Source organism: Cryobacterium sp. PAMC25264 (assembly GCF_019443325.1).
Lineage (GTDB): Bacteria > Actinomycetota > Actinomycetes > Actinomycetales > Microbacteriaceae > Cryobacterium.
Genome location: NZ_CP080383.1, coordinates 551,701 through 577,525 on the forward strand (window position 1 = coordinate 551,701; position 25,825 = coordinate 577,525).

28 protein-coding genes, 1 tRNA gene and 1 pseudogene are annotated in these 25,825 nt (G+C 64.8%); 20 read left to right on the plus strand and 10 right to left on the minus strand.

Going from position 1 to position 25,825, the window contains the following annotated elements:
- Window positions 1-153: 153 nt before the first annotated feature.
- The 4 genes from murI (at window position 154) to KY500_RS02500 (ending at window position 3,380) form a co-directional block, all read left to right on the plus strand.
- Complete coding sequence (gene murI / locus KY500_RS02485; RefSeq protein ID WP_219902201.1) at window positions 154-1,026, plus strand: glutamate racemase; 873 nt, start codon at window positions 154-156, stop codon at window positions 1,024-1,026.
- A complete protein-coding gene (gene rph, locus KY500_RS02490) occupies window positions 1,023-1,757 on the plus strand; it encodes a ribonuclease PH (RefSeq protein ID WP_304505690.1) in 735 nt (244 codons plus the stop codon). Before murI ends, rph begins: the two co-directional genes overlap by 4 nt.
- Entirely contained in the window at window positions 1,754-2,344 is a 591-nt protein-coding gene (rdgB, locus tag KY500_RS02495) for an RdgB/HAM1 family non-canonical purine NTP pyrophosphatase (protein ID WP_219903248.1), read from the plus strand. The genes rph and rdgB overlap by 4 nt, the downstream gene beginning before the upstream one ends.
- A 115-nt stretch (window positions 2,345-2,459) precedes the next feature.
- A complete protein-coding gene (locus KY500_RS02500) occupies window positions 2,460-3,380 on the plus strand; it encodes a cation diffusion facilitator family transporter (RefSeq protein ID WP_219902202.1) in 921 nt (306 codons plus the stop codon).
- A 15-nt stretch (window positions 3,381-3,395) separates the two neighbouring features.
- On the opposite strand, the gene KY500_RS02505 is transcribed toward KY500_RS02500, so the two are convergent.
- The 4 genes from KY500_RS02505 to KY500_RS02520 form a co-directional block, all read right to left on the minus strand.
- Window positions 3,396-4,124 carry a DedA family protein gene (locus KY500_RS02505; protein ID WP_370626923.1) on the minus strand — a complete coding sequence of 243 codons (729 nt, stop codon included), beginning with the start codon at window positions 4,122-4,124 and terminating at the stop codon, window positions 3,396-3,398.
- A gap of 111 nt (window positions 4,125-4,235) precedes the next feature.
- Complete coding sequence (locus KY500_RS02510; RefSeq protein WP_219902204.1) at window positions 4,236-4,913, minus strand: DedA family protein; 678 nt, start codon at window positions 4,911-4,913, stop codon at window positions 4,236-4,238.
- A gap of 3 nt (window positions 4,914-4,916) precedes the next feature.
- The gene (locus tag KY500_RS02515) at window positions 4,917-5,579 is read right to left on the minus strand and encodes a heme oxygenase (biliverdin-producing) (RefSeq protein ID WP_219902205.1); all 663 of its coding nucleotides are present in this window, start codon (window positions 5,577-5,579) and stop codon (window positions 4,917-4,919) included.
- Window positions 5,580-5,709: 130 nt separating this feature from the next.
- Window positions 5,710-5,791, minus strand: a tRNA-Leu gene (locus KY500_RS02520).
- Between the two features lie 100 nt (window positions 5,792-5,891).
- Between KY500_RS02520 and KY500_RS02525 the strand changes: the two are divergent.
- The 6 genes and pseudogenes from KY500_RS02525 to KY500_RS02550 all read left to right on the plus strand — a co-directional run.
- Window positions 5,892-6,776: pseudogene (locus KY500_RS02525) on the plus strand (CpaF family protein); the annotation flags it as partial.
- A gap of 604 nt (window positions 6,777-7,380) precedes the next feature.
- Window positions 7,381-8,118, plus strand: a complete 738-nt coding sequence (locus tag KY500_RS02530) for a hypothetical protein (protein ID WP_219902207.1) — start codon at window positions 7,381-7,383, stop codon at window positions 8,116-8,118.
- 146 nt (window positions 8,119-8,264) lie between these two features.
- Window positions 8,265-8,816, plus strand: coding sequence for a hypothetical protein (locus KY500_RS02535; RefSeq protein WP_219902208.1), 552 nt, complete (start codon window positions 8,265-8,267; stop codon window positions 8,814-8,816).
- A complete protein-coding gene (locus tag KY500_RS02540) occupies window positions 8,813-9,241 on the plus strand; it encodes a hypothetical protein (protein ID WP_219902209.1) in 429 nt (142 codons plus the stop codon). Before KY500_RS02535 ends, KY500_RS02540 begins: the two co-directional genes overlap by 4 nt.
- A gap of 3 nt (window positions 9,242-9,244) precedes the next feature.
- Complete coding sequence (locus tag KY500_RS02545; protein ID WP_219902210.1) at window positions 9,245-9,616, plus strand: hypothetical protein; 372 nt, start codon at window positions 9,245-9,247, stop codon at window positions 9,614-9,616.
- Between the two features lie 640 nt (window positions 9,617-10,256).
- A complete protein-coding gene (locus tag KY500_RS02550; protein ID WP_219902211.1) occupies window positions 10,257-10,940 on the plus strand; it encodes a recombinase family protein in 684 nt (227 codons plus the stop codon).
- Window positions 10,941-11,549: 609 nt separating this feature from the next.
- Here KY500_RS02550 and KY500_RS02555 read toward each other — a convergent pair.
- Window positions 11,550-12,248 (minus strand): DUF4145 domain-containing protein, encoded by a 699-nt coding sequence (locus KY500_RS02555; RefSeq protein WP_219902212.1) that lies wholly within the window; start codon window positions 12,246-12,248, stop codon window positions 11,550-11,552.
- Window positions 12,249-12,264: 16 nt separating this feature from the next.
- Window positions 12,265-12,819, minus strand: a complete 555-nt coding sequence (locus KY500_RS02560) for a hypothetical protein (protein WP_219902213.1) — start codon at window positions 12,817-12,819, stop codon at window positions 12,265-12,267.
- Between the two features lie 66 nt (window positions 12,820-12,885).
- Here KY500_RS02560 and KY500_RS19710 point away from each other — a divergent pair, with 66 nt between their 5' ends.
- Complete coding sequence (locus KY500_RS19710) at window positions 12,886-13,008, plus strand: zf-TFIIB domain-containing protein (protein ID WP_219902214.1); 123 nt, start codon at window positions 12,886-12,888, stop codon at window positions 13,006-13,008.
- 10 nt (window positions 13,009-13,018) lie between these two features.
- On the opposite strand, the gene KY500_RS02570 is transcribed toward KY500_RS19710, so the two are convergent.
- Window positions 13,019-14,689 carry a serine/threonine-protein kinase gene (locus tag KY500_RS02570; RefSeq protein ID WP_219902215.1) on the minus strand — a complete coding sequence of 557 codons (1,671 nt, stop codon included), beginning with the start codon at window positions 14,687-14,689 and terminating at the stop codon, window positions 13,019-13,021.
- Between the two features lie 112 nt (window positions 14,690-14,801).
- The gene (locus KY500_RS02575; protein ID WP_219902216.1) at window positions 14,802-16,349 is read right to left on the minus strand and encodes a recombinase family protein; all 1,548 of its coding nucleotides are present in this window, start codon (window positions 16,347-16,349) and stop codon (window positions 14,802-14,804) included.
- Window positions 16,350-16,379: 30 nt separating this feature from the next.
- On the opposite strand from KY500_RS02575, the gene KY500_RS02580 reads away from it, so the two are divergent.
- The 9 genes from KY500_RS02580 (at window position 16,380) to KY500_RS02620 (ending at window position 23,237) form a co-directional block, all read left to right on the plus strand.
- Window positions 16,380-16,721, plus strand: coding sequence for a CpaF/VirB11 family protein (locus KY500_RS02580; RefSeq protein WP_219902217.1), 342 nt, complete (start codon window positions 16,380-16,382; stop codon window positions 16,719-16,721).
- Entirely contained in the window at window positions 16,718-17,578 is an 861-nt protein-coding gene (locus KY500_RS02585) for a type II secretion system F family protein (protein WP_219902218.1), read from the plus strand. Before KY500_RS02580 ends, KY500_RS02585 begins: the two co-directional genes overlap by 4 nt.
- Complete coding sequence (locus tag KY500_RS02590) at window positions 17,566-18,510, plus strand: type II secretion system F family protein (protein ID WP_255579740.1); 945 nt, start codon at window positions 17,566-17,568, stop codon at window positions 18,508-18,510. The genes KY500_RS02585 and KY500_RS02590 overlap by 13 nt, the downstream gene beginning before the upstream one ends.
- 58 nt (window positions 18,511-18,568) lie before the next feature.
- Window positions 18,569-18,754, plus strand: a complete 186-nt coding sequence (locus KY500_RS02595; protein ID WP_066593976.1) for a hypothetical protein — start codon at window positions 18,569-18,571, stop codon at window positions 18,752-18,754.
- An 8-nt stretch (window positions 18,755-18,762) separates the two neighbouring features.
- The gene (locus KY500_RS02600; protein WP_219902219.1) at window positions 18,763-19,194 is read left to right on the plus strand and encodes a TadE/TadG family type IV pilus assembly protein; all 432 of its coding nucleotides are present in this window, start codon (window positions 18,763-18,765) and stop codon (window positions 19,192-19,194) included.
- A gap of 10 nt (window positions 19,195-19,204) precedes the next feature.
- Entirely contained in the window at window positions 19,205-19,639 is a 435-nt protein-coding gene (locus tag KY500_RS02605) for a hypothetical protein (RefSeq protein ID WP_219902220.1), read from the plus strand.
- A 5-nt stretch (window positions 19,640-19,644) separates the two neighbouring features.
- Window positions 19,645-20,103, plus strand: coding sequence for a pilus assembly protein TadG-related protein (locus tag KY500_RS02610; RefSeq protein WP_219902221.1), 459 nt, complete (start codon window positions 19,645-19,647; stop codon window positions 20,101-20,103).
- Between the two features lie 154 nt (window positions 20,104-20,257).
- The gene (gene phoA, locus KY500_RS02615) at window positions 20,258-22,192 is read left to right on the plus strand and encodes an alkaline phosphatase (RefSeq protein WP_255579742.1); all 1,935 of its coding nucleotides are present in this window, start codon (window positions 20,258-20,260) and stop codon (window positions 22,190-22,192) included.
- Between the two features lie 160 nt (window positions 22,193-22,352).
- The gene (locus KY500_RS02620; protein ID WP_219902222.1) at window positions 22,353-23,237 is read left to right on the plus strand and encodes a DMT family transporter; all 885 of its coding nucleotides are present in this window, start codon (window positions 22,353-22,355) and stop codon (window positions 23,235-23,237) included.
- Window positions 23,238-23,744: 507 nt separating this feature from the next.
- On the opposite strand, the gene rmuC is transcribed toward KY500_RS02620, so the two are convergent.
- On the minus strand, window positions 23,745-25,070 hold the full coding sequence (gene rmuC / locus KY500_RS02625) for a DNA recombination protein RmuC (RefSeq protein WP_219902223.1): 1,326 nt from the start codon (window positions 25,068-25,070) through the stop codon (window positions 23,745-23,747).
- Between the two features lie 101 nt (window positions 25,071-25,171).
- Entirely contained in the window at window positions 25,172-25,789 is a 618-nt protein-coding gene (locus KY500_RS02630; RefSeq protein WP_066593994.1) for an exonuclease domain-containing protein, read from the minus strand.
- Window positions 25,790-25,825: the final 36 nt, after the last annotated feature.

Sequence of the window (25,825 nt, forward strand, 5' to 3'; positions counted from 1 at the left end):
AGGGACGTCTTACGGTGCGGCTCTGCCTGGTTGGCCTGGCCCATACGCCGAGTGTAGTTACGGGTATATGCAGTCCCACGTACGTTGGGGCGTTCTGGGCATATGGCGGTGTCACGCAGGGTGAAATGCCGAACCCGGATAGGCTTGATTGTTGTGACGGATGCACCGATTGGGATTTTCGACTCCGGCGTCGGCGGGCTCACCGTCGCCCGGGCCATCAAGGACCAACTGCCCAACGAGTCCATTCTGTATATCGGTGACACGGCGCACTCGCCGTACGGGCCCAAGAAGATCGCCGACGTGCGAGAGTACGCGCTCGAGGTGCTCGACGATCTGGTTGCCCAAGATGTGAAGTTGCTGGTAATCGCCTGCAACACCGCTTCGGCCGCCGTGTTGCGGGACGCCCGGGAGCGTTACAGCGTCCCCGTGATCGAGGTGATCCAGCCCGCGGTGCGCCGGGCGGTCGGCACCACCCGGAACAAACGGGTAGGCGTGGTCGGCACTGCCGGAACCGTGAACTCACGCGCGTACAACGACGCGTTCGCCGCGGCCACCGACATCCAGCTGTTCTCGCAGGCCTGCCCGCGCTTCGTCGAGTTCGTCGAATCCGGGGTGACCACCGGAGCTGAGGTGTTGCGGGTCGCCGAGGAGTACCTCGCCCCGCTCAAGGCCGCCGACGTGGACACGCTCGTGCTCGGCTGCACCCACTACCCGTTCCTGCGCGGCGTGATCTCTTACGTGATGGGCGACGCGGTGACCCTGGTCTCCAGCCACACCGAGACCGCGAACGACGTCTACCGCACCCTGGTGGGCCAGCACCTCGAACGGGTCGAAACCGCACCGCCCAGCTACCGCTACGAAGCCACCGGCGACAGCGCCGACGACTTCTTGCGCCTCGCCCACCGCCTGCTCGGCCCGGAGATCTCCCGGGTCGACCTGGTTGCCACGGGCACCATCAGCCTCAGCGAGGTGGCCAGACTGGCCGCATCGTCCACCACCCCGCGTCTTTTCAAGGAGAAACCGTGACCGACATCCTGCGTGCCGACGGCCGTACCAACGACCAGCTGCGTCCCGTGACCATCGAACGCGGCTGGAGCGATCAGGCCGAAGGTTCGGCCCTCATTTCGTTCGGCCGCACCAAGGTGCTGGCTACGGCTTCGTTCACCAACGGCGTGCCTCGCTGGATGGCCGGCAAGGGCAAGGGGTGGGTCACCGCCGAGTATTCGATGCTGCCGCGCTCCACGAACTCCCGGATGGACCGCGAATCGGTCAAGGGCCGCATCGGCGGGCGCACCCACGAGATCAGCCGTCTGATCGGCCGCAGCCTTCGCGCCGTGGTGGACATGAAGGCTCTCGGCGAGAACACCATCGTGATCGACTGCGACGTGCTGCAGGCGGATGGCGGCACCCGCACCGCCGCCATCACCGGCGCCTACGTGGCCCTGGCCGACGCCCTCGAGTGGGGCCGGGAGAAGAAGTTCATCGCCCAGAAGGCCCAGCCGCTCACCGACAGCGTGGCCGCCGTCTCGGTGGGCATCATCGCCGGGGTGCCGATGCTCGACCTGGCGTACACCGAAGACGTACGTGCCGACACCGACATGAACGTCGTCGTCACCGGCCGGGGCAAGTTCATCGAGGTGCAGGGCACCGCCGAGGGCGCCCCATTCGACCGTAGCGAGCTGGACTCCCTGTTGGACCTCGCCCTCGGCGGAGCCATCACGCTCACCGACCTGCAGAAGACCACGCTGGGCCGCTGATGCGCGTCGTTCTCGCCACCCACAACGCCCACAAGGTCGAGGAGCTGCGCCGGATCCTCGCACCCATGCTCCCGGGCTTGGAAGTTCTGGCCTATGACGGGCCGGAGCCGGTCGAGAATGGTGCCACGTTCACCGAGAACGCGCTGATCAAGGCGCGCGCCGCTGCCGCGCACACCGGGTTGCCGGCCATCGCCGACGACTCGGGCATCTGCGTGGACGTGCTGGGCGGCGCCCCCGGGATCTTCTCCGCGCGCTGGGCAGGCCCCGCCCGGGACTCGGAGGAAAACCTGCGCCTACTCCTCTGGCAGATCAGCGACATGGCCGACGAACACCGTGCAGGGCACTTCACCTGCGTGGCCGCGCTGGCCCTGCCGAACGGCGACGAGCGGGCCGTCACGGGGGAGTGGCCGGGGCGCATCCTGCACGCCGCGGCCGGCGCAGGCGGGTTCGGTTACGATCCGATCTTCCAGCCCGATGGCCACGACGTCTCGGCGGCCGAACTGCCCGCCGAGGTGAAGAATGCCCAGAGCCACCGAGCCATCGCGTTCGCCGCGCTCGGCCCCGTGTTGACGGAGCTTTTGGGCTGATCAGAACGGTAGTCGGCGTGAGGGTGATTGTGGCAGGGTGCCAGCTGAGAACGGCACTCATTCCCAACTAGCGGCGGGGCTCGCTTTCGCCCCGGCAGGCTCGTACCGTGGAGGCATGGGCCACGATCACGCATCCTCGTCAACGCGCAATCGGTCGCGCCTGTCGATCGTGATCGGTATCGTCGGCGTGGTGCTCGTGGCCGAGGTCATCGGCGCCTGGATCACCGGCTCCCTGGCCCTGCTGGCCGATGCCGGCCACATGTTCTCCGACCTCGCCGGCCTCATCATCGCTCTCACGGCCACGGTCGTCGCGGCCCGCCCGGCGACCGACCGGCAGACATTCGGCTACCAGCGCGCCGAGGTGTTCGGGGCCATGCTGAACGGTCTGATCCTGCTCGTGGTGGCGGGGTTCGTCGTCGTCGGCGCGGTCAGCCGGCTGATGCAGGGCGACCCGCCCGAGGTGTTGGCGATGCCGATGCTCGTTGTAGCCGTGATCGGCCTGATCGCCAATGTGGTGGGTATCCTGCTGCTGCGTCCGGCGGCGGCCGGCTCCATCAACATGCGCGGAGCCTATCTCGAGGTGTTGGGGGATGCGTTGGGCTCGGTGGCCGTGATCGTCGCGGCCGTGCTGATTCTCACCACGGGATTCGCGCAGGCCGACTCCATCGCCTCGCTCGTGATCGCCGCAATGATCGTGCCGCGGGCCCTCGGCCTGCTGCGCGACGTGGTGCGGGTGTTCAGCGAGTCGACGCCTGCCGACACGGACGTGCAGGAGATCCGGCAGCACCTGAAGGACACCCCGGGGGTCGTAGCTGTGCACGACGTGCACGTCTGGGCCATCACGTCGGGCTCGCACGTCTTCAGCGCGCACGTGGTCGTCGAGCCGGAGTTGCTGGCGTCAGGCCGGGCGGGAGAGCTGCTGAGCGAACTGTCCGAATGCCTGTCGCATCATTTCGACGTAGAGCACTCCACGTTCCAACTCGAACCTGCCGACCACGCGGCGGATGCCGGTCACACGCTGCACTCGCACCGCTGACCCGCGCGTTAGGCCCTAGGCCTCGTGCTTGCCGTCGTTGTTGGTCTCGAAGTTCTCAGGGTCGAGTACGAGCTTCTCACCGTCGACGACGCCGGCGCGTGCCTCGCGGCGGGCCTTCACCATCGACTGCACATAGTGGTAGATGGTGGGCAGCAGGGTGAGCACCACGGCGCCGAGCAGGATCAGGTCGATGTAGGCGCGTACGAAGTCCGCCAGCGGCGGGATGTAGCCCAGGAAGTAGCCGAAGAAGGTGAGTCCGGCTCCCCAGATCATGGCACCGATGAAGTTGTACAGGCTGTACTTGCGGTAGTCCATGTGTCCCACGCCGGCTGCGACCGGCGCGAAGGTGCGCACGATCGGCACGAAGCGGGCGGCGATCACTGCGAAGCCGCCGAAGCGTACGAAGAAGGCGTTGGTGCGTTGCACGTTCTTAACGCTGAAGAGCCCGGATTCCTTGCGTTCGAACACCCGCGGGCCGAGGCGGTGGCCGATCAGATAGCCCACCTCGCCGCCGAGGAAGGCGGCGGCTCCGATGGCCAGGGCGACCCACCAGATGTCGATCTTGATGATGTCGAAGAAGACGAACAGGCCGGTGATCACCAGCAGAGTGTCACCGGGCAGTAGGAATCCGATCAGGAGGCCCGTCTCGGCGAAGACGATCGCGCACACGCCCAGCAGAGCCCAGGGCCCGAATCCGTTGATAAGGATCTCCGGGTCGAGCCACGGGATGAGTGCGGTGTTAATCACGAAGAAAACTCCAGTCGTCGGCGGCTAGATCGGCCAGTCGGCGGTGATCGCATGCGTCGCTACAGGTTATCGCGTAAACCGGGCCGGAAACCCTGATCAAGGGGTGGGCTAACCCCCCAAAGTGTTGTGAGGACCGGTGCTGGTCAGCGCCTCAAGTCGGGTCTGGGCGCGGTCGGCCAGCCAGGTGCGCAGACCGAAGACGATCGACGCCGTGATGAAGAACGCGGCGATCACGTATGCCGCGCTCTTGACGCCGGGGATAGCGGCGGCGTAATAACCGGTCAGGGTGATGCCCACGCCCCAGGCCAGGGCTCCGACCACGTTGCTCGAGAGGAACTTGTAGTAGTTCATCCGACCGACGCCCGCCACGACGGGAACGAACACCCGCGCCCAGGGCATGAACCGGGCCACGACCACGGCCCACCAGCCGTACTTGAGGTAGAACGACTCGGTCTTCACGATGGCCAGCTGGGTGCGTCGTCCGCCGCGCCGGTCCAGGTATCCCCGGCCGTAGCGGCGGCCGAGCAGGAATCCCACCTGGTCGCCGAGGAAGGCGGCAATGCCGATGCCGACCGCGAGGACGACAATGTTGAGGTTCGAACTCGACGCGGCGACCAGCCCGGACCCGAAGAGCAGGGAGTCGCCCGTGATGAACGGGATGAAGACTCCCAGGAACAAAGCGGTGCCCGCGAACACGAGCGCCCAAACCAGCAGGTAGAACAACACAACTCCGGTGCTCGCGAGGAAATCGCTGAGCTGGCCGTCAAGTGCCGCCGTGCGCAACATCGGCTAGTTCGCCAGCCCGTCGAAGACCGCACCGTTGTAGGTGAATGCCGCATCGACCTCGGCGACGAGGGTGTCCACGTCGGCGGGTGCCAGCGAGAGTGCATTGAGCCGGTCCCGGTACGCACGCTTGTACTGCACGATGTTGTTGATCGCGTCGAACCTGTAGAAGCCGAGCTGTTCGGGCTCCGCACCGTAGTGCCGGGCCACGAGCGAGGCGATCGCCTGGCCGCCGGAGAGGTCGCCGAGGTAGCGCGTGTAATGGTGCGCCAGGCACCGCACGCTGTCGGCGTTGGTGAGCGACTGCAGGTGTTCGATGTACGCGGCGGTGGCGGGGAGGGGCGGATACTCGTGGCGCCAGTCCCTTACGCCGAGCGCAGCGAGGTCGCTCTCGATGGCGGGCAGCCGCTCAAGGTTGGGATCGAAGAGGTCGAGATGGTCGATCTGGGACACCCTGTCGACGAGTTGTTCGAGAGCCTCGTAAACCCAGGCGTACTGACCGAGGTAGCGCGTGTAGTCCTCGAGGGAGAGGTGGCCGCTCATCAACTCGGTGATGAAGGACCGGGTCTCCGTGTCGCGGTGCTGGCCACTGGAACTTGCCCGAAGGTACTCGGACAGGCTCGGCTGCTGGTCCAGGGTGTGCGGGGTGGTGCCGTGGGTCGCGGTCATGGGAACCGATCTGCTGGGGGACGGGTAAGGCAATCCTAACCTAAGCAGAATCCAGCGGCCAGAATTGAGAGAAGTTCTCTGTGGCAGCGGAGCCGGTCAGCTCCTGTGTGCTGACGCCGACGCCCGTCGGTGCGGGAGAAGGGACTTGAACCCTCACGCCTTCCGGCACAGGTACCTAAAACCTGCGTGTATACCAATTTCACCACTCCCGCGGGTGCGGCTCCAGTCTAGAGTGCCCGCTGTTTGGGTGCTGAAACCGGCCCCTGTGGATAACTCCCACGCGCCGACCGGCTTGTGCAGCAGGATGCCTACATGAGCGAGGCCGTGCGCATCATCACCGAGCAGGTGCGGCTGCGTGTGCGCCGGGACGGCGTCGACCTGGCCGGCGACGGCACCCTGACCGACCAGTACGTGCGCGACGAGGTGCGCCGGTACAGCGAACGTGCCCTCGGCGGGTCCGCGCCGCTGCTCGCCGACGAGTTCCAGGCCGCCCGCGAGGTGGTCGCCGCCCTCACCGGGTTTGGGGCGCTGCAGCCGTTCCTGGACGACCCCGACATCGAGGAGATCTGGATCAACGCGCCTAGCCGGGTGTTCGTGGCGCGCGACGGCGTGCCGGAGCTGACGACCATGGTGCTCACCGAACGCGAGGTGCGCGATCTCGTCGAACGGATGCTGCAGGCGTCCGGCCGCCGTGTCGACCTGTCCTCCCCATTCGTCGACGCGTCCCTGCCCGACGGGTCGAGGCTGCACGTGGTGATCCCGGACATCACCCAGCGGTTCTGGTCGGTGAACATTCGCAAGTTCACCCGGCGGATCCGGGATCTCACCCAGCTCGTGGCGCTCGGGGCCCTCACCCAGCCGGCCGCCGAATTTCTGCGGGTGTGCGTGCGGGGCGGGCAGAACATCCTGGTCTGCGGGGCGACGCAAACCGGCAAGACCACACTGCTCAACGCGCTGCTCTCGGCGGCCCCGCGAACCGAGCGGATCATCACCGTGGAGGAGACCTTTGAGCTGAGCGTGGCCGGCCGGGACGTCGTGGCGATGCAGTGCCGGCAGCCCAGTCTGGAGGGCACCGGAGAGATCACCCTGCGCCGCCTGATCAAGGAGTCGCTGCGGATGCGACCCGACCGGCTCGTGGTGGGCGAGGTGCGGGAGGCCGAGAGCCTCGACCTGCTCATCGCACTGAACAGCGGGCTAGCTAACAACGCATAGGGCTATTCATGATTCCACAAACTGCCGAAGGTCTAACTATGAGCAATCACCGCAAACAGGCCACCACCGCCGAGACTTTCGTAATGACCCCGGCGATGAAACGGCGGGTGGATCAGAGCTGGGAGGCGTTCGGGCTTGATCCGGACTACGCCATCGCAATTGCAGGACAGGCCAGTCAGCTTCTCGCACGCCGGGGCGAGCTGCCCCATAGTTACCCCCGGGGCAAGCCTTCGGACCGGACTTAGCCCGTGGGGCGCTTTGAGAATGGGTAACCTGTGAAGGCGGCACCTCGCACGGGTGCCGATGACCTCTGGGCAACTGTCCTAAGTCGGTAGAGCGAATTTCCACGATTGAGCTGTCCAGCTCTCGTGTAGCTCCCGACCAAGAAATACCCCCCAGCGACTTTCGAACGGACGCTGAGGGGTGGAGATCCTTCGATGAACAGTCTACCGAGTCCACACATCAGCCGTGGGGTTACTCTTACACGCGTCGGCGTTACCAGAACGATCCACACAGATTCGCACTCCGATTTCATGAAAATCGTAGAGGGAAAAATGCCTCCCGGGTTGACGTATGTAATCCATCCATCGTGGATGACGACCGTCAACCAACAGCCGACTTCCCCCACGGCACAGCCTTTCATCTGGAGGTGTTCACTCCACCTGTAGGCGCATCACCGAAGCACCTGACAGGGGTACCACTGAAGCACCTGACAGGCGCATCACCGAAGCACCTGACAGGGGTATCACCAGAGCTAGCTGTACCCCTGGACGGAGAGCATGGCAGGCCTAAGGCTCCAAAGAGCATCAAAAACAGAGCTATTCCTGACCAATATAAGTACCGGTCTAAAAAGAAGCGCCCGGGAGCAAAAACTTTCAACGGTGAAGTGTACGGATACATCTGTCAGCTGGGGGCGGATCTTGTCAATGACTCCTTTCATCTCCAAGGGTCACCGCTGATGCCGACTCACGACGAACTGGCCACCTACCTTCTCAAGATTCTTGAATCACAATTCGACATCAGCAGCCTCTATGACTTCTCGGGAACCAAGACCCCTTCGACACTCACAGACAGTGATGCCGCAGGCATGGCCGACCGAGCTGCAGCTTTCACCCTTAGGGAGTGGGACCCCTACTACTACACGAAGAAGTCCATGGCCGGGAGCATCGGAGGGTCTCGCAGCAAGCCCCGACCCCGGCTCACTGTGGCCGACCTCCGCCGCGTAGACGGCATGACCAAGGCTGAGGCCGCCAAGAAGCTCAAGACCTCCACAGCGACCATTGGGCGGCTCCGGGCTAAGCAACGGGACCGGCCATCGTTCAACTAGCTGGCGGGACGGCTCGCAGCGTGTCCCACCTTCTCTGTGTGCCCTCGACGTACGAGCACATGTTCCCTGCGCGTAGCTACCTGCAGCAGCTTCGGGGACCAGCCGACGCTAACTGCCGATAGTTAACTTTGGAGGCATTGATTCCTATGACAAGTACGACCGAGACCAGCTCGCGCTGTTCACTGTGTCTGCACGACGACCGGGAGCAGATCGAAGCCCAGCTCATGGCCGGAACAGGTGTCCGCGAGCTGGCGGCACAGCACGGGGTTTCCAGTTCTGCAATCAGCCGCCACAGTCAGCGGCACCTTCAATCGGCTCGATTCGATGCAGCCCGGGACTCCGCCGCAGCCCCCGCCGACTTGCTCGCTCGGTTGGTAAATCTCGCGGACGACGCACGTGCATCGCGGCTCCGAGCGGCGACACCTAACGCACAGGCTCGTGCAAGTGACACCGAATCAAGAATCCTGTTCGGCCTCTTGGGGCAGCTCGGGGTGAAGGACACGACGACAGTCGCCGCCCTGCAGCAAGCAGAGCGACTGACGCACGCCGTGGCCAAGTATTCGATTGCCAACCCAGTGGCAGCACAGGCTCTGATCCGAGAAATCCGCCATCAGGGGATGGACGACTTTGGAGACCAGCTCACCCAGATCGTCAACAACAAGAATTCACGCAGCACCATCGAAAGGACACCATCATGACCCCCTCGAAGACCTTCCCAGTAGTACCCGGGGATCAGATCCACTTTCTGGAAAGTGGATTGACGTTTGCGACATCTGACAACGCCGCAACCGGTCAGGTTGCCCGTCGCGGCATGACGATCACCATCACGGACGACTTGATCAGAGCATCGCTGGACCGTAACGGCGACTCGTGGCTCCAGCGTGTCGGTGACCCCAGCGAGACCCGGTTCGCAAAAGGGCCATGGCCTGAGAACCTGTCGCTTTTCATCCCCGGCACACTCGAATGGGAGCTGGCACGGGAGGCCCGACGCGTGGCCGCACACGCCATTCCCGACCAGCGTGATCGCGCTGCAGCGCTCCGCGTACTGAACGAGGAGTTTGGTCCCGGTCCTTCCGGCCAAACGAGTACCCGCTACGGCTCCGACCCACGAGAGCAGGACTGAGACATGTCGGGAGACCACCGCTCCAGAACCGAGAAGTACCGCCAGCTCTTGAGCTTGTGGCTGGCCGCTGAGCACGGCATCCGAGTGACCCCCGCGCCATACGTAACCAAGCCCAGCGAACTCCTCAAAGAGGATCACGAGAGTGGCCATCTGAGGGGCCTGGATAACTTCTTGCTCCACGTCCGCACAGCCGTCAACTTCTTGCCAGGTGAAGCCGTCGATGAAGCCAAGCGAGATGCGGCGTTCGGAGCCAATCCCAAGCCCCTCAGCGCGAGCATCCAATTTCGTCGCGGTAGGGATCTTGAAGACCAGCTGGTTTTCATGAATCTGGCAACACTGGCCGAGATCATCAAGCGCCTGGAGAGGGTCTCGTGACCCGCGCAGTAGCAGCGGCCATGTTGGCGAGACAACGGAAGGCACTTGCCGCCTTCCGCAGTCGAGTAGGTAGGTCATCAACGACATCCGGGATCGCACCAGAGCCTCAGTCCCTGCCGATCCACAAGAAACCAGAGTTCAAGTCATGACGAGTCCACAGCAAGTGGACCTGTTCGAAACTTGCTTCAACCTCAGGTGGGTACTCGAAGAGATCGACGCTGGCAAAATCAGTGCCACGCCAGTTCAGAGGGCAGCGCTCGCCGCAGCGGAGCAGTCCGCTTCAGAGATCTACGACCGGCAGCGGTGATCGACCCGCGTCCCCGCGAGTGGTGCCCGGTCCTCATAGCCGGTTATCGGGTACCACTCGCAGGGGCTCGGGCTGAGCCTCTCGACTCCGGCTCGAACCTGTTTATTCTCCTTTTCAGGTTCGAGCTGGAGCAAGCTACTACCCGGAGGTGTGTACATGGACAAGGAACCCGTCATTCAGGCGTTGGACGACCTTCTCGCTCAAATAGATACTGGCGACGTGGAGGCAACTGCACTGCAGCGTGCGTATCTTCAAGGGGCAGCGGACACCGTCCGGAATAGCTGAACATCAGTTTTTTATTGACAAAGGGAACCCTTTGTATAAACTAGGGCCATGAGCACTCCTCTCGCCCTCGCCTACATCCGGGTTTCGACCGCTGGCCAGGTTGAAGAGGGTGCATCTCTAGCTGCGCAGGAGGCCACCCTCCGAGAAGAGGCCACTCGACGTGGCTGGACGGTCGAGATCGTCACTGAAGAGGGCAAGAGCGCGAAGAATCTGAACCGGCCAGCCCTACAGGATGCACTCCGGCGGCTCGACAAGGGTGAGGCTCAGATTCTTATCTCTGTGCGACTCGACAGAATCAGCCGGTCTGTCGCGGACTTCGCCGGGTTGGTCGAACGTGCTCGGCGGAAGAGCTGGGGCTTAGTGCTCCTCAGCCCGAACATCGACCTCACAGACCCCGCTGGAGAGTTCACAGCGAACGTGCTCGCATCCGCTGCCCAGTATGAACGCCGTCTTATATCCGTCCGGACCCGTGAGGGCATGGCACAGCGGAAGTCTGAGGGCGTGACCTTCGGTCGAGAGGTCAAACAAGAATTCCTCCCCACCTATCGGCGCGTACTCGATATGCACAAGGCAGGAACGAGCATGAACCGGATTGCCCTCGCACTCACAGCGGAGGGTGTCCCAACTGCACGCGGTGGCAAGTGGTCAGCGGCCACCATCAAGCGGATTCTGGAATCTGAGACAGCAAAGGCAATGCAGGGGACTAGAGCAATCCCTAAGGCCTCCGCCTAGAGGGTTCTCCTCTGCCTGCCCACCGACGACCACAAGCGTCAGCCGCCATGGTTCACTCTTTCCGATACTGACGACAGGGGTACGCGGATCGCGTGCACTCCCAGGAGGCAAGCAGAGACTGGCCGTGACCAGCGAACCCGGCCTGTACTCCGTCAACCTGCGGAGCCGCCAAAGGCCACAGCTCTAAATGCTCCTGTGCGGCTCACAGCAAGAAGAGCACCCTCCCACACACGCAGAGACTCCAGCGGTGTCAGATAGGCGCACAGGGCCACACAGGGGCAGTGGATGACCCGCCGGTGCTTCTCATCCAAAGTCATTTTGGGACTAGCGCGGCAGGGCGACAGCGGTGAACCCCCGCCCTGACAGCGAGCGCGTACCTGTGCGGTTGACAGGCGTAAGTCCTTCCCCCTGCAAAGATTGTCGACTCCTCCACAGGGGCACCCCCATTCCAAAATTTTTAAACAAGAATTTGGGGCCTTTTCCACCTCCGTAGCCAATCCCGGAGAAGCGCCAACAAGAATTTGGAACGATCCCACTCACGCGCCATGCAACTGTTCGAGGAGCCCGCTGGAGAGGTGGCCGACTAGCTGACGGGCTTGTTCAGCCGGTCTAACACCCCTGGGGTACCAACGATAGGAATCGCTTGCTGGCCTCCGGCTTCGTTACCAACTCGTCTACCAGCTCATTGATCGACTCGAAGATGAGGTCTACGAGCTCGGTCTGAGTCTCATCCAAGATCAATAGAACAGAGTCGTCCGTGGTCTCGCTTCCGTGAAGCGCTTGATTGCCCACATGTCGAATTACGGTCAGCATCTCGCCCAAAGAGCTAGACACCTTGCCGTGGACAGCATCGATACGAGCCGCCAAGTTAGCGTTCTTCGGCGGAGTGTCATCAAGCGTCTTGAGGAGGCGTTCGAGGGTGGCCCTAGCAAGAGCGGCACCAGCACGCCGAGACACTGCCATTACTTCTCGGGCTTCGTTGTAAAGGTCAGCAACCCCAGCTGGCATATCACTTGCCGGGGAGGAAATGCCCGAAGCCCGAGGATAGATGAGAACCTCGTCTCGCCAGATCGAATAGTTCTCGCATGCGCTGCACTGAGCAGACGACCAGAACCCAGCCGGAAGTTGTCGCTTAACGCCGTTTACGATCCGCGCTCGCTTCTCATCGAAGACCTCGACTGGTCCGGTAAAGGTGTCCCAACTGAGCTTTTCCCGGGTATGTTTCGCATACGTGTTGCAGCGGGGACAATCGAACGCCGCACGGCCCCATTGAGGTGTTCTCTCCGCTGCGGGTATTTGTGAGGCCATGCCCGAACTCTAACGCTCAGGCAGTGGGACCCTCCGATTCAGCCGGCTCTTCGTGGGGCGACTGTGTTGCGACGCTCACGCCTAGGTTTTGGGCTCTGTATCGTATTACGTCAGATTTGAAACTGCTCAGAGCATCCTTCGCGCTTAGCTCCATGCGGTACCAACGAGCAGCCGTTTGAGTGAAGCAGATGACTTCTACGGAGAAGTCATCTTTGCCAGCGGCGGCGTTGATCACGGAGCGAGCCATAGTTTCCAGCGGAGCATCCCGTGCGGAAAGCAATAGCCCAAGCTCGAACACCGCCTGAGACGCTTCTGATTGTTTCAAAGCGAGATTCACGATGGACTTGACCGCTTCGGTTTTTGGTGTCGTATTGGAGTTCGCTGCTTGCAGTCGCGCCAATGCGACATCAGGCGCTGCGGCAGTTATCCGTAGGAGGCTCCGCGAGACGGCGCTTCTGTTGCCCTCACGCTGGAGATGCCGCCGCTCAAGCGAGTCTTTGAGCCACGGCGCGAACACTGACCCCAAGAGCGCTATCCCCGCACCAATAACGACTGCCCAGCTACTGTCCATCTGGTCATCATCACGGGCTGCGGGTGCCACATCGCGGTGCCGCGCCGCCGGGGCTAGAGTCTTCGCATGGACGACCTCCAGGAAATCAGCACTCCGAACTGTCCGAATTGCCTTACTTTGCTGGAGCCTGTGAGTCGGGGTAGGTCGACATGGTGGCAATGTGCCCAATGCGGTCTAAGGCGGCTTTGAGAATGCTCACCTAGCTCGTTCTCCACAGCTCGCCACCGGGCATCAAGCCCGGGAGCCAAGAGCGCAATAGGGGATTGTAGTCCTCGAAGTTTTCTGCCCTAAGTGCCCATTGCGTCGGACCTTCGCCAGCTGACCGGAAGCCCGAAATGACAGGTTCGTTGAGGGGACCCTGAGGTGTGGACTTCAGTATGTTGTGCACAAGGTCAGCAGCCATCCAACGGTTATAGTTCCGCCCGAGAGTGCTGAGACTTGTGATCACGAGCTGTCTGACAATCGGACTCTGGGCCACCTTGTCCGACCAATACATTACGAAGGCAGGCCCGTCAACGCCAGAGTAACCCAGGTGGCCATGTGCCAGTACAACCTCGCAGAAGGCTCGGAGGACATATTCGAACGCGTCGGCATCCACGGCCCACATGACCTGTATGGCCTCCCACGTGAATGCGGAAACAACGCTCAAAACGTGGTCCCCATATAGCGACTCTGTGGGATCCAACAGGCGAAGCCATCCTAGGATTTCTGAAGCATCCTGGTTCGACAGGGAGCCAGCTTTGAGCCCCCGAACGAAACGTTCGGCGTTGTCTGTCGCCGTTTCTGGGCCCGCCGGTGGTTTGCCTAGCTCTACCTCGACCGCGGCCAGAAAATCGCTCGCACTGCCATATCGATGTTCCGGTACGTACTGCGTCGCTCGTTGAATGATTCCCCGTAACGGATTGTTGGCAAGGACAGGATCGGTCGGCCAAACCCCGGTGGTTACGAACTGCGCGAGTTTTCCTAAGGAGTAGATATCGGTCAGGTACGTCGCGTCCTTGAAAGAGTTTGTCTGCTCGGGTGACCTGAAACCAGGAGTACCCATTCCGAACACAGAGGTCGTTTGGAAAGCATTCGCCCACTCTCCTGCGACAGAAAGACCGAAATCGGAAACTTTCCAGGTGCCGTCCACACGTAACACGTTTCCGGGAGTCAGGTCACGGTGAATACTATTGCGGGTGTGCAAGTGCTGGATCCCGGCTGATACCTCTCTCAGCACCTCCAGCACGGAGGCGGCATCCAACCCCACGCCTCCAGGCACGAACTGTTGTAGATTGCGGTCAGCGATTGGCATGGCGTACCAATCTCCGTTGTTGGCATCATTGCCTGAATCGAGAATCCGAAGAACGTTGGGGTGGCGTAGTCCCGAGATGATGGTGATCTCGCGCTCAAATCTGCGCGCTGCGTCTTTGTCCGCAGTGGAGAGCAGCATCTTGACTGCGACTCGTGGCGGATCTCCGAACCTAGCGAAAGTGTCCGTTGCAAAATACACGGCACCAAACCCGCCCGTGCCGACAGGATTATTGTCAAGCAGGTAGCGGCGGCCTAGCAGAACGGTCGTTTCTGCGGCCGGTGCGGCAGGATAAGTCAGTCTTGGTGCGGGGGAAGAGGGCCGAATCTGCTGTAGGGAGGTGACCGTCCAACCGTCCCGGAGGAGTACCACCATGGTCGCCTGCAATTCTGGCGACCCAACCTCCGGCAGCACCTGCTCGTAAACGCGAGCTACTCGTTCTAGATGCGCCTCATCTGCCCAGTCAACCGACCGCTCGTAGTCCGCCCATCGAGTACGGCGTTCGCCGTGCTCGATAAGAATAAATGGACCTCGCGCAAATCCTTCGTCAGTCCAAAACGCATCTATGTCCCGAAGCACAAAGTTGACACTCAGCTCACGAAAGTGTCTGCGGACTCTGGGACTGAACTCCTGTGGCATGTGGTTCCAAACTCTGTGGTCGGCGTGCCAAATCTAGAGCGCCCAGGGCTTGCTACCTACTCGAATTTTCCTCATGCTCAGGCAAAGCTCCCTCGGGGTCATTGAGGCTCAGCACAACTTTGTGCTTAATCATGATCCTCTGGACCTTCCGACCTGGGTTGATCTTGATCTCCAGAAGCGACTTGACCAACTCCCGCCTCTGATCCAGTCCGAGGGAGTCGAACTTCTCACTGAGTTGTGTGCGTGCCGCGACTGCATCCTTGATACTCACCCGGCCATTCTTGAATAGGCCCTCCCGGAGATCCACAGTCATAGCGGCATGGGCCGATTCCTCAGCGGCTACGCGCAGTTGTGCAGTGAGGACTTCATCTTGTTTGGAAAGCTCCTTTAGGTCTTTGGCCGCCTGAGCTGCCGTGAGTGCTCCCAGGCGGATCAGTGTCATAAATTCTTGTCTGGAGGCTCTGACAGCCGCCTGTGCCTTGTGTAGTGGGGCCGTGTCTGTTCCCTTCCCAGCAGATGAAATCTCACCAGTGCTGAATAGGAACGCGCTGATGACTTCATGTCTCACCATGGGGTCGAGCTGGCCAACTGCGATAGCGGTATGTCGCCTCTCATCGGTGGAAACTCTGAGCTTGGCCGCACACCGGTAGTGCGGGGTTACCACGCCACGCACCTTCACGGTGTGGGACCTCATGGGGCCACCACACACCCCGCAGGTAATGAGTCCGGAGCACAGATACTTTTGCTTCCTACCCGGGGCTGTAAGCCTCCCTGATTGGCTGAGCAACGCCGTAGTATCCGCGAGTGTCTCCCGGGTCACCAGCGGCTCCCACGTGCCTGTGATGCCCTCCTGTACTACCCCGTCTCTGACGACCAAACCGGCGTTGCGGGGCCGCAGAAGGAGCTGCCGAACAGTTTGATAGGTCCACTCGTTGCCCCGGGTTGTCTTTATCCCGGCAACGTTCCACCGCTTCGCGATTGAGTACAGCGTGGTATCACGCTTAGGCACCTCGTCGGGGTCATCCTTTCGCATAATGGTGTCGTACGCCCCCTCGATTAGGGCTTTCTCCTCAGGGATGACCACGCCGTCACGGGCAGACGTGTATCCGAATGGCCGCGTACCCCACAGAGCATTACCTTGTGAGATCTCGTCGGCGTATCGCGCCCTCAGGCGTTCTTTCTTGATGTCAGATTCCATCTGAGCCATGACTCCCTGAAAAGAGGCCATGGCCGCATCCATGTAGTCGGCGGGATCCATTGTCGAACCGTTGGCGAACATCCACGTGACCGCATTCTGTTTGCAGAGCAGCTTGAATGCTTCGGTCTCTAATGAGCTTCGGGCAAACCTATCTTGGCGGTCTGTCAGTACAACGTCGATCTTGCCTAGCCCGATGTCGGAGCGGATCCGGTTCCAGTCGGATCTCCTCGTCCCAGACCAGCCACTGATGCCGTCATCCGTGTAGACATCGACAACAGCTAGACCCTCTGTATTGGCGAGCGCTCGAAGCCTCTTTTCTTGAACTTCAACCTTGTCTACTTTGGAGTCCTTCTCGCTGATGCGTGTATAGATGGCAGCCCTCAGGGGGTCAGAAACGCTCATAGCCCTAAGCATAGGTCAGGGCTGCCCGGCATGTGCTCCATCCACGCCAACAGCGCCAGGGACGCGCTCGCCAAGCTGTCGACTCTGCCGCTGCTGGCCGGGCGCAACATCGACTCGTCGTTCGTGCTGCCCACCGTGGCCGGCTGCATCGACATCGTCGTGCACTGCGAGATGGACCGGCGCGGCCGGCGCCGGGTGACCGAGATCATCGCGCCGAGCGGCCAGCTCACCGGATCCACAATCGAAGCCAGCCCGCTGTTCCTGATGAACAACGGCGTCCTCGAGCACACCGGCGGCTTCCCCACCAAGCTCGCCAAGTTCCGTGCCGCCGGGTTGGACCCGGCTGACGTGCTGCGGAGGGGAGCGGCATGATCCTCGTGCTGGGAAGTCTCCTGGGGGCCGGGCTGGTTTTGCTCAGCGCGCCGTTCCTCTGGCCGTCCACCAGGGCCGGCCGCCGGGGCAACCGGTTGACGGATGGCTGGCGTGCGCGCCTCGCGCAGGCCGGCATGGGCGGGCTGCCGCTGTCGGTGTTCGCCACGGTCTCCTGGGTACTGGCGGTTGCGGCCGCGGCGCTCGCCGAGGCGATCCTCGGTGTGCGGGCGCTCACCGTGGTGGCCGGGGTGCTCTGGCTGATCCTGCCCAGCCTCATCGTGCTGTGGCGGGCCCGCGCCCGGCGTCGGCTCAACCGCACAGTGTGGCCTGACGTCGTGGACCATCTGGTCTCCGCCGTGCGCTCGGGTCTCGCGCTGCCCGACGCGGTGAGCAGCCTGGCGCAGTCGGGTCCGGTGCTGACCCGGGTGTCGTTCGCCGAGTTCGAGCGCGACTACCGAGCCACCGGCAACTTCGGTTACAGCGTCGACAAGCTCAAGAGCTCCCTGGCCGACCCGTTCGCAGACCGACTGCTGGAGACCCTCCGCATGGCGCGGGAGGTGGGCGGCAGCGACCTCACCGTGGTGCTGCGCAGCCTGTCCAGTTGGCTGCGGCAGGATGCGGCGGTGCGCGCCGAGGTAGAGGCCAAGCAGTCCTGGGTGGTCAACGCCGCCCGCCTCGGGGTCGCCGCCCCCTGGATCGTGCTCGTGCTCATCAGCACCCGGCCCGAGGCGGCGCAGGCGTTCAACACCGCGGCCGGCACCGTCGTGATCCTCGGCGGCCTCACGGTCTCCGTGCTGGCCTACCGGGTGATGCTCGCCCTGGGCCGGCTGCCCGAGGAACGCAGGTGGTTCCAGTGACCGCGCTGGCCTGGGGTGCGTTCTTCGGCGCGGTGCTCGGCATCGGGCTGTGGTCGTTGGTGAGCCTCACCCCGCGATTGAGCCGGCCCCGGCTCGCGAACCGGTTGGCGCCCTACCTGCTCGACGTCTCCGGGGAGGCCCGGGTGTTCGTCGGCCGTCGTTCCATCGACCCCATCCCCGTGCTGGGCACGCTGTTCTCGCCGGTGTTCGAGTCGCTCGCGCAGGCCCTCGCCAGCGCGCTGGGCGGCGCCGAGGCCGTTCAGCGCCGGCTGCGGCAATCCGGGTCTACCCGCACGGTCGAGGCGTTCCGCTCGGAGCAACTCGCTTGGGCGTTGATCGCGGCCGCGAGCACGCTGCTCGTGGTGATTGGCACGCCCCTCGGCCGCGGGTGGCCACTCATCGTGCAGGTCGCCGCGCCCGTCGCCGCAGCGGCGGCCGGTGTGGTGCTGCGCGACACGGTGCTCAAACGGGCCGCCACGGCGCGGCTGGCCCGTATCGACAGTGAACTGCCCACCATCCTCGAGTTCCTCACGCTGTCGCTTGCCGCAGGCGAGGGCATCCTTGACGCCCTCCGCCGGGTGTCCGGCAGCACCTCGGGGGAGCTGTCGCGGGAGTTCGCCGGGTTGATCAACGACGTGCACGCTGGAGTGTCCGTCACGACCGCGCTCACCGAACTGTCCCGGCGGATGCGGCTGACCTCGCTCACCCGCTTCGTGGACCAGGTCGTCGGCGCGATCGACCGGGGGTCTCCGCTGGCCGAGGTGCTGCGGGCGCAGGCGCAGGACGGCCGCGAGGAAGCCAAGCGCACCCTGCTCGAGGCCGCCGGGAAGAAGGAGGTGGCCATGATGGTGCCACTGGTCTTCCTGATCCTGCCGATGACCATTCTGTTCGCGATCTTCCCTGGCCTGTTCGTGCTGCAGGCCGGTTTCTAGTTTTTTTGCCTGAACCATCCCGTTCCGCCGTGCACCACCCCAGAGAAAGCAGGACACCGTGAGTCTCACCACCCAGCTGTACAACCGTTTCCGCGCCGGGCTGCACGATGACCGGGGCGATGTGCCCGGATGGGTCTTGATCACGTTGATGACGGCAGGCCTCGTCATGATCATCTGGGGCCTGGCCGGGCCCGCGCTCAGCGGCATCTTCGAGCAAGCCATCAACCGGGTCAGCGGCATCTGACCGTCGTCATGAGCCTGCGACGCAGCATCCGTGGCAGCGTCGTCATCAGAGTCCGGTGGGGCGACGCCGAGCGTGGCACGGCGGTGGCCGAATTTGTGATGGTGGCCGCCCTGCTCACCGGCCTCACCCTGGCGGTGCTGCAGCTGGCCTTGGCGCTGCACATCCGCAACACAGTGCTGGATGCCGCCGCCGAGGGGGCCCGGTATGCCGCCCTGGCCGACAGCGGCCTCGGCCAGGGCGCCGAGCGCAGCCGTGACCTCATCACGGCGGCCCTCGGCCCGGCCTACGCCGCCGACGTGACGGCCGACTACACGTCAGTGGCGGGGCAGCCGGGAGTGCGGGTGCGGGTCGTGGCCCCGCTGCCGCTGTTCGGGCTGTTCGGTGTGGCCGACGGGCTGGAGGTGGAGGGACATGCCGTCGTGGAGGGTTCGGTGGGCTGAACGCCGGTCGATGCTGACGGACGAGACCGGATCGGCCTCGCTGGAGTTCATCACGGTCGGGCTGATCCTGCTCGTTCCGTTGGTCTACCTGATTCTGGCCATGTCGGTGTTGCAGGGCGGGGCGTTCGCGGTGGAGGGCGCCGCCCGGCAGGCCGCCCGCGTGTACGTGCTGGCGCCCAGCACGGCTGACGCCGAGGCCCGCGCCGAGCGGGCGGTCCTGGTGGGTTTGGCCGACTACGGAATCGACGCCGACGCCGCCGAGGTGAGCATCACCTGCGCGGGCGGGGGAGCCTGCCTGAGCCGGCGCAGCGTGGTGACCGTGACCGTTCGGGTGCAGGTGGCCCTACCGTTCGTGCCCGGGGTGCTCACCCAGTCCCACGGCGGGAGCATCCCGCTGCAGGCGTCGGCGACCCAGACCGTGTCCCGGTTCTGGCACGAGGGGTGAGGCCGGTGCGGAGACCGTGGGCACGACGCATCCGTGGTGAGCACGGCGACGAGGGTTCCACGCTGCTGCTGACGATCTTCTACGGGTTCCTCGCCTTGGTGGTGGTGCTGATCGTGGTGGCCGCGACCAGCCTCTACCTTGAGCGCAAGCAGCTCTTCACCCTGGCGGATGGCGCGGCGCTCGCCGCAGCTGAATCGTTCCGGCTCGACGCGGTCGCGATCGACTCCGGGCAGTTGCATGCCGCACTGACCACCCCTGAGGTGCGGGCTGCTGCGACGGGGTACCTCGCCGCAGCCCGCCACCCCGGGCTGGAAGACCTGACGCTGACCCGCGCCGACACCGTGGACGGCCAGAGCGCCACCATCACCCTGCAAGCCTGGTGGCGCCCGCCCGTGCTCACGCTGTTCGTGCCCGACGGCCTGCCTGTCCAGGTGACCGCGGTCGCGCGGTCGGTCTTCGGCTGACCCGTGTCTGGTCGATCACCGGGCTCCCGCACGAGCGGGCTTCGTGTGCTGTTCACCGTCGGTTCAGGTCCCGTCCCCGTCGCCCGTGTTCTCTTGTAGGCGTTGCTTCCGTCCGGAAAGTAACGCTGAGACACCTAGTCCAGGGGGAAACGCCGTGTTCCGTGCGTCCAAGTCATCCAACCACCGGCCCGGGCGCAGCGCGCTCATGGCCGCCGCGACCGGCCTCATCGCCGGCGCCAGCATCCTCGCGCCGCTCGGCGCCTACGCTGCCACCGACGACCACGGTGGAGCCGCTCGCAACAACGGCGACAAGACCTCTGCGATTCGCGAGTCCATTGTCGATGGGCCGGCGAAGAACGTCATCCTGCTGATCGGCGACGGCATGGGTGACAGCGAGATCACCGTTGCCCGTAACTATGCGAAGGGTGCCGCCGGTGAGTTCGCCGGAATCGACGCGCTGCCGCTGACCGGCCAGTACACGACCTACGCCCTCAACAAAGACGGCACCCCGAACTACGCGTCGGAATCGGCGTCGACCGCCAGCGGCTGGTCGACCGGGACGAAGACCAACAACGGTGCCCTGTCAGTTGACATTTCCGGCAAGCCCCAGTCGACGCTTCTCGAACTGGCCAAGGCCAACGGCCTCCGCACCGGGAACGTGTCGACGGCGGAAATCCAGGACGCCACCCCCGGCGCGCAGATCGCCCACATTTCGGCCCGTGGCTGCTACGGGCCGGTGAAGACCACGGCGAACTGCGCCAGCGAGTCGCTCGAGAAGGGCGGACTGGGCTCGATCTCCGAACAGCTGCTCACCCTGCGTCCCGATGTGGTTCTCGGCGGCGGCTCGGCGACCTTCACCGAGAAGGCCGCGGCGGGCGACTGGGCCGGCAAGACCCTCTTCGAGCAGGCCACCGACCGCGGCTACCAACTGGTGGACAGCGCAGCCGGCCTCGACACGGTCACCGCCGCCGACCAGAGCGCACCGGTGCTCGGACTCTTCACCACGGGCAACTTCCCCACCCGCTGGGTCGGCCCGGCAGCCACCGTCGGCGGCGGAAACCTCGCCCCCGTCTCGTGCACCGAGAACCCGGCACGTCTGAACACCGGGCTCTCCCTCGCCTCCCTGACCGACAAGGCCATCGACCTCCTGTCCGCCGACAGCGACCAGGGTTTCTTCCTCCAGGTCGAAGGCGCCAGCATCGACAAGCAGGACCACGCCGCGGATGCCTGCGGCCAGATCGGTGAGACCGTCGACCTCGACGAGGCCGTGCAATCGGCCCTCGCTTTCGCCAAGGCCGACGGCAACACCCTGGTCGTGGTGACCGCCGACCACGCGCACACCAGCCAGATCGTGGGATCGACCCCGCCCGGGCTGAGCGTTGCGCTGACCACCGAAGAAGGATCGACCATGCTCGTGAGCTATGGCACCGCGAACGCCGGTGAGTCCCAGCAGCACACGGGAGCCCAGGTGCGGATCGCCGGTTACGGCCCCGGAGCGGCGAACGTGCTGGGCCTCACCGACCAGACCGACCTGTTCTTCACGTCGTCCAACGCGCTGGCCCTGAACACCGACCTCCGGTCGCTGAGCGCGGCAGCCACGCTCACCCTGGACCAGCCCACCGTCGCCCCGGGCGCCGCCTTCACCGGCACAGGCGCAGGGCTGAACGCTGATTGGCGCGCCGCCGGCGAGATCAGCACCGCTGGTTCCGCCGACCCACTGGGCACGGTCGACGTGATCGATGGCCAGGCCATCATCACGGGAACCGCGCCGACGACTCCCGGGCAGTACACCGTCACCGCGACGGGCGCGCAAACCGGCGTATCCGTGTCGGCCCAGTTGACGGTTGCGGCGGCGGGAACGACACCGGCGCCCTCGGCCGCGCCGACTCCGACAACCACCCCGGCAGCCGCCCTGCCTAGCGGCTCCACGAATGGTGGGGGCGGCGGGGTTGCCGCTGCCGTCGGCGCCGTACTGGCCGCCACCGGCACGCAGGTGGCGCCGCTGATGGGAGCCGCCGCACTGTTGCTGGCTGCGGGCGGCGCGCTGGTCTGGGTTCGTCGTCGCCGTCACGGCCTGACCGAGTCGTAACCGAGGCTCGTCGAACTGTCGACGGACCGCACCGACGAAGGCCGCCCCTCCCAGGGCGGCCTTCGCCGCTGCTGGCATGGCGAGGTGCGGCACGCGGTGACGTGAACGCGGCTGGCCGGTATTCTCGTCAGAGTGCCGCATCCGGCGGCGGGGGAGAACAGTGACAGCCAAGCGTGACCGCCTCACCGGCGCCGGAGCTCAACTCGTCACCGAGGTGAGCATCAACTACGGCTCGTCCCTGGCCGGGCTGCTCATCCCCACGGTCGGGTCCCCGGTCGTCGTGGCCGTGCGCCAGCTCGTGATGGCCGTGGCCGTGCTGCCGTTCTACCGGCCCAAGTTCGTCACCTTCACCTGGGCGCGGCTCTGGCCGGCTCTTGCCCTCGGCGTGGTGCTCGCGGTGATGAACCTCACCTTCTACGAGTCGGTCGCCCGGCTCGGCCTGGGCGTGGCCGCCACCATCGAGTTCCTCGGCCCGTTCGCGGTGGCGCTCGCCGCCTCCCGCCGGGCGCTCGACTTCGTCTGCGCCGCGGCCGCGGCCGGGGGAGTGTTCCTGCTCACCTGGTCGGATGGCACGCTCGACCCGTTCGGCATCGCCCTGGCGCTCACCGCGGCGGCGGCCTGGGCCGGCTACATCCTGCTGACCCGTCGGGTGGCCACCCAGCTGCCCGGCCTGGAGGGCATCACCATCGCCAGCCTCGTCAGCCTGGTGCTGCTCGTTCCGGTGGCTCTCGTCACCGTCGACTACACGAAGCTCAACTGGGGCATCATCGGGCTGCTCGTCGCGGTGGGGCTGCTGTCGTCGGCGTTCCCGTACACGCTGGATACCTACATCCTGCGGCGCATCACCCCGAGGCTGTACGCGATCATCACGAGCTTCGGTCCCGTCGTCGCGGCGATCTTCGGTGTGCTGGTGCTCGGCGAGGTTCTCCTGTTCCAGCAGCAGCTGGCGATCCTCGTGGTGTGCGGCGCGGCCGGCGCCGCGATCGCCACTCAGCGCGAGCAACCGGTCTCCGACATCGAGCGCACCGCCCGTGCCATCCCCTGACGGCCCATCCAGGGATGGTCTCGTAGCGGCATATCACTGGGAGGGGACCCGTCGTTCGAGGGACATCTCAGCGCCGAGTCGCCGCAAGGGTCCCCGTCGGCACCTCTGAGAGGGCGCTTCGCGGCGACTCGTGAGGGAGTTGCGCGGTGACTCGTGGCACCCTGCAGCGTCGGGGCGGCGGAGAGGTCGCTTCGCAGCAACTCGCGACACACTCGCATGGCGCCCGTGGGTCCGACCGCGCGGTGAGTTGCCAGCTCGCGCCCATTCGGGATGCCTGAGTGGGCCTGAAATGGCAACTCAGGTGCACGGCTGCCGGTGAGAGGGCAGTTGGTGCCGCGTCAGAGGCCCACAGGAGGCCTGAAGTGGCAACTCGCGTTGGACTCCGCACGAACGGGCGCAGTGCGTCCGCATGTGCGCCGACTGGCGCGGCAGCTCTCGAGCGCATGTCGATCGGTGAGGCGAGAGACAACGGATGCGGGTGTGGACGGTGCGGGGGAGTCGAGCGGCTCAGTCCCGGGTGGGGATCGCTTCCAGGGCGTCGGTCTCCAGCGCGGCCACGAACTCGTAGGCCACGAGCTCCCGGGGCGCCTCCTCGATGCCGACGAGCGGCGCGAGCACCTTCGACTCGTCGAGAGCGTTGAGCTTGCGGGCGGTGGGAAGCACCTGGCGTTCCATCGAGCCGACGAAACCGTTGTAGTCCTTCACCGTGCGCTCGATGGCACGGCCGAGCTTCTCGATGTGCGTGGCGGTGGTGGCCAGCCGCGAGTAGAGCTCGCGGCTGAGGTCGAAGAGCACCTGCGCGTCGTGGGTGAGCACATCCTGCTGCCAGCTGAAGGCCACGGTCTTCAGTACCGACCAGAGGGTGACCGGGGAGGCCAGGGCGACTCGCTTGCTGAACGCGAACTCCATCAGCGACGGGTCGGCCTCCAGCGCCGACGAGACGAGCGATTCGCTGGGGATGAAGGCGATCACGAGTTCGGGGGAGGCATCGAGGCCCTGCCAGTACGCCTTGGAGCCCAGCGCCGTGACGTGGTCGCGCACGGCCTTGACGTGCGCCTTCATGAAGACGGCCCGCTGGGCACCATCGGAACCCGTGGCCGTGGCGGGGATCTGGCTGGCCTCCAGGAACGCGGTGAAGGGCACCTTCGCGTCCACGGCGATGTTCTTGCCGCCGGGCAAGTGCACGACCATGTCGGGCCGGCCGGCGCCGGCATCCGAGTGGATGCTCGACTGCACGTCGAAGTCGACGCGCTCGATGAGGCCGGCCGCCTCGACCACGCTGCGCAACTGGGTCTCGCCCCAGACGCCCCGGGTGTTGTTGGCACGCAGGGCCGAGGCAAGGGACTCGGCGGTGCTGCGCAGGCGCTCCTCGGATTCGGTGGCGGAGCGCAGCTGCTCGGTGAGCTCACCGTGCTGCAGGCTACGCTGCTGCTCGAGCTCGGCGACCTTCTGCTGCATGGTCACCAGGCTGTCCTTGACCGGGGCGAGGGCCTGCAGCACCTGGCTTTCCTGCCGGTCCCGTTCGGTGCGGGCGGCCTGATCATCACGCTGCCGGTCGACGATCTCACGGTACTGGCGCTTCTGGTCGGCGATCTGCTCGCGCAGTCCGTCGGCGGTGGCCTGCATCGACGCGAGTTCCTCGCGGAGCAGCGACTGCACGGCCGCCTCCCGGGCGCGCGTCTCGGCCAGCACCACCTGGTGCCGAGCCTCGAGCACGGCGGGATCCGCGCCCGTCGGGGTTGTCGACCGGCGGCGCTGAAGGAGCACGGCACTGACCAGGGCACCTACAACCGCACCGAGAACAAGACCGAGGAGAAGCGCGAGGGGATCCATGCGGCCAGTCTGACAGCGGCCACCGACACGGCTGTGAGGACGTGCGCGCGTCGCCGGGAGAGTCGTGCTGGGCGGCGCGCGATGGCGGCTGCGGTGGGAGGCTAGTTCAGCGCCATCGGACCGTGCGTGGCGCGGTGCTCCTGGGTGGCGACCGGGCCGATCACGCCCATGTTGACGCCGCAGATGCGGGCCAGGTCCTCGATGGTGTCCGCTCCGTGCCGGTCGGCAGCGTGGATCATGATCGCGGCGCAGGCCTCGGAGTCCGCGAGCGCGTTGTGGTGCGAGAAGTCCTCGAACCCAGCGGCCATGGCGGCGACCGGCAAACGATAGGAGTCCAGGTGGTAGGTCTTGCGCGCCACCTGCAGGCTGCACACGTAGCGGAAGTCGGGCACCGTCATCCCGGTGATCGTCGAGGCGGTCTTGATAACCCCCAGGTCGAAGCCCGCGTTGTGCGCCACGAGCACGTCGCCGTCGGCGAAATCCACCAGATCGGGCAGCTGCTCGGACCAGCTCAGCGCGTCCACGACCTGCTCGGGGTAGATGCCGTGGATCCGGATGTTCCACTCCAGGAACGCGTCGTGACCCAGCGGCGGGCGGATGAACCAGCCGATCTTGTCGACCACGACGCCGTCGCGCACCTTCACCAACCCCACGGAGCAGGCCGAGGCGGCCGAGGAGTTGGCGGTTTCGAAATCGATGGCGGTGAAGTTGACGGGCACGCCTCATGTTCTCACGCGCCACCGACGCTGCCGGGC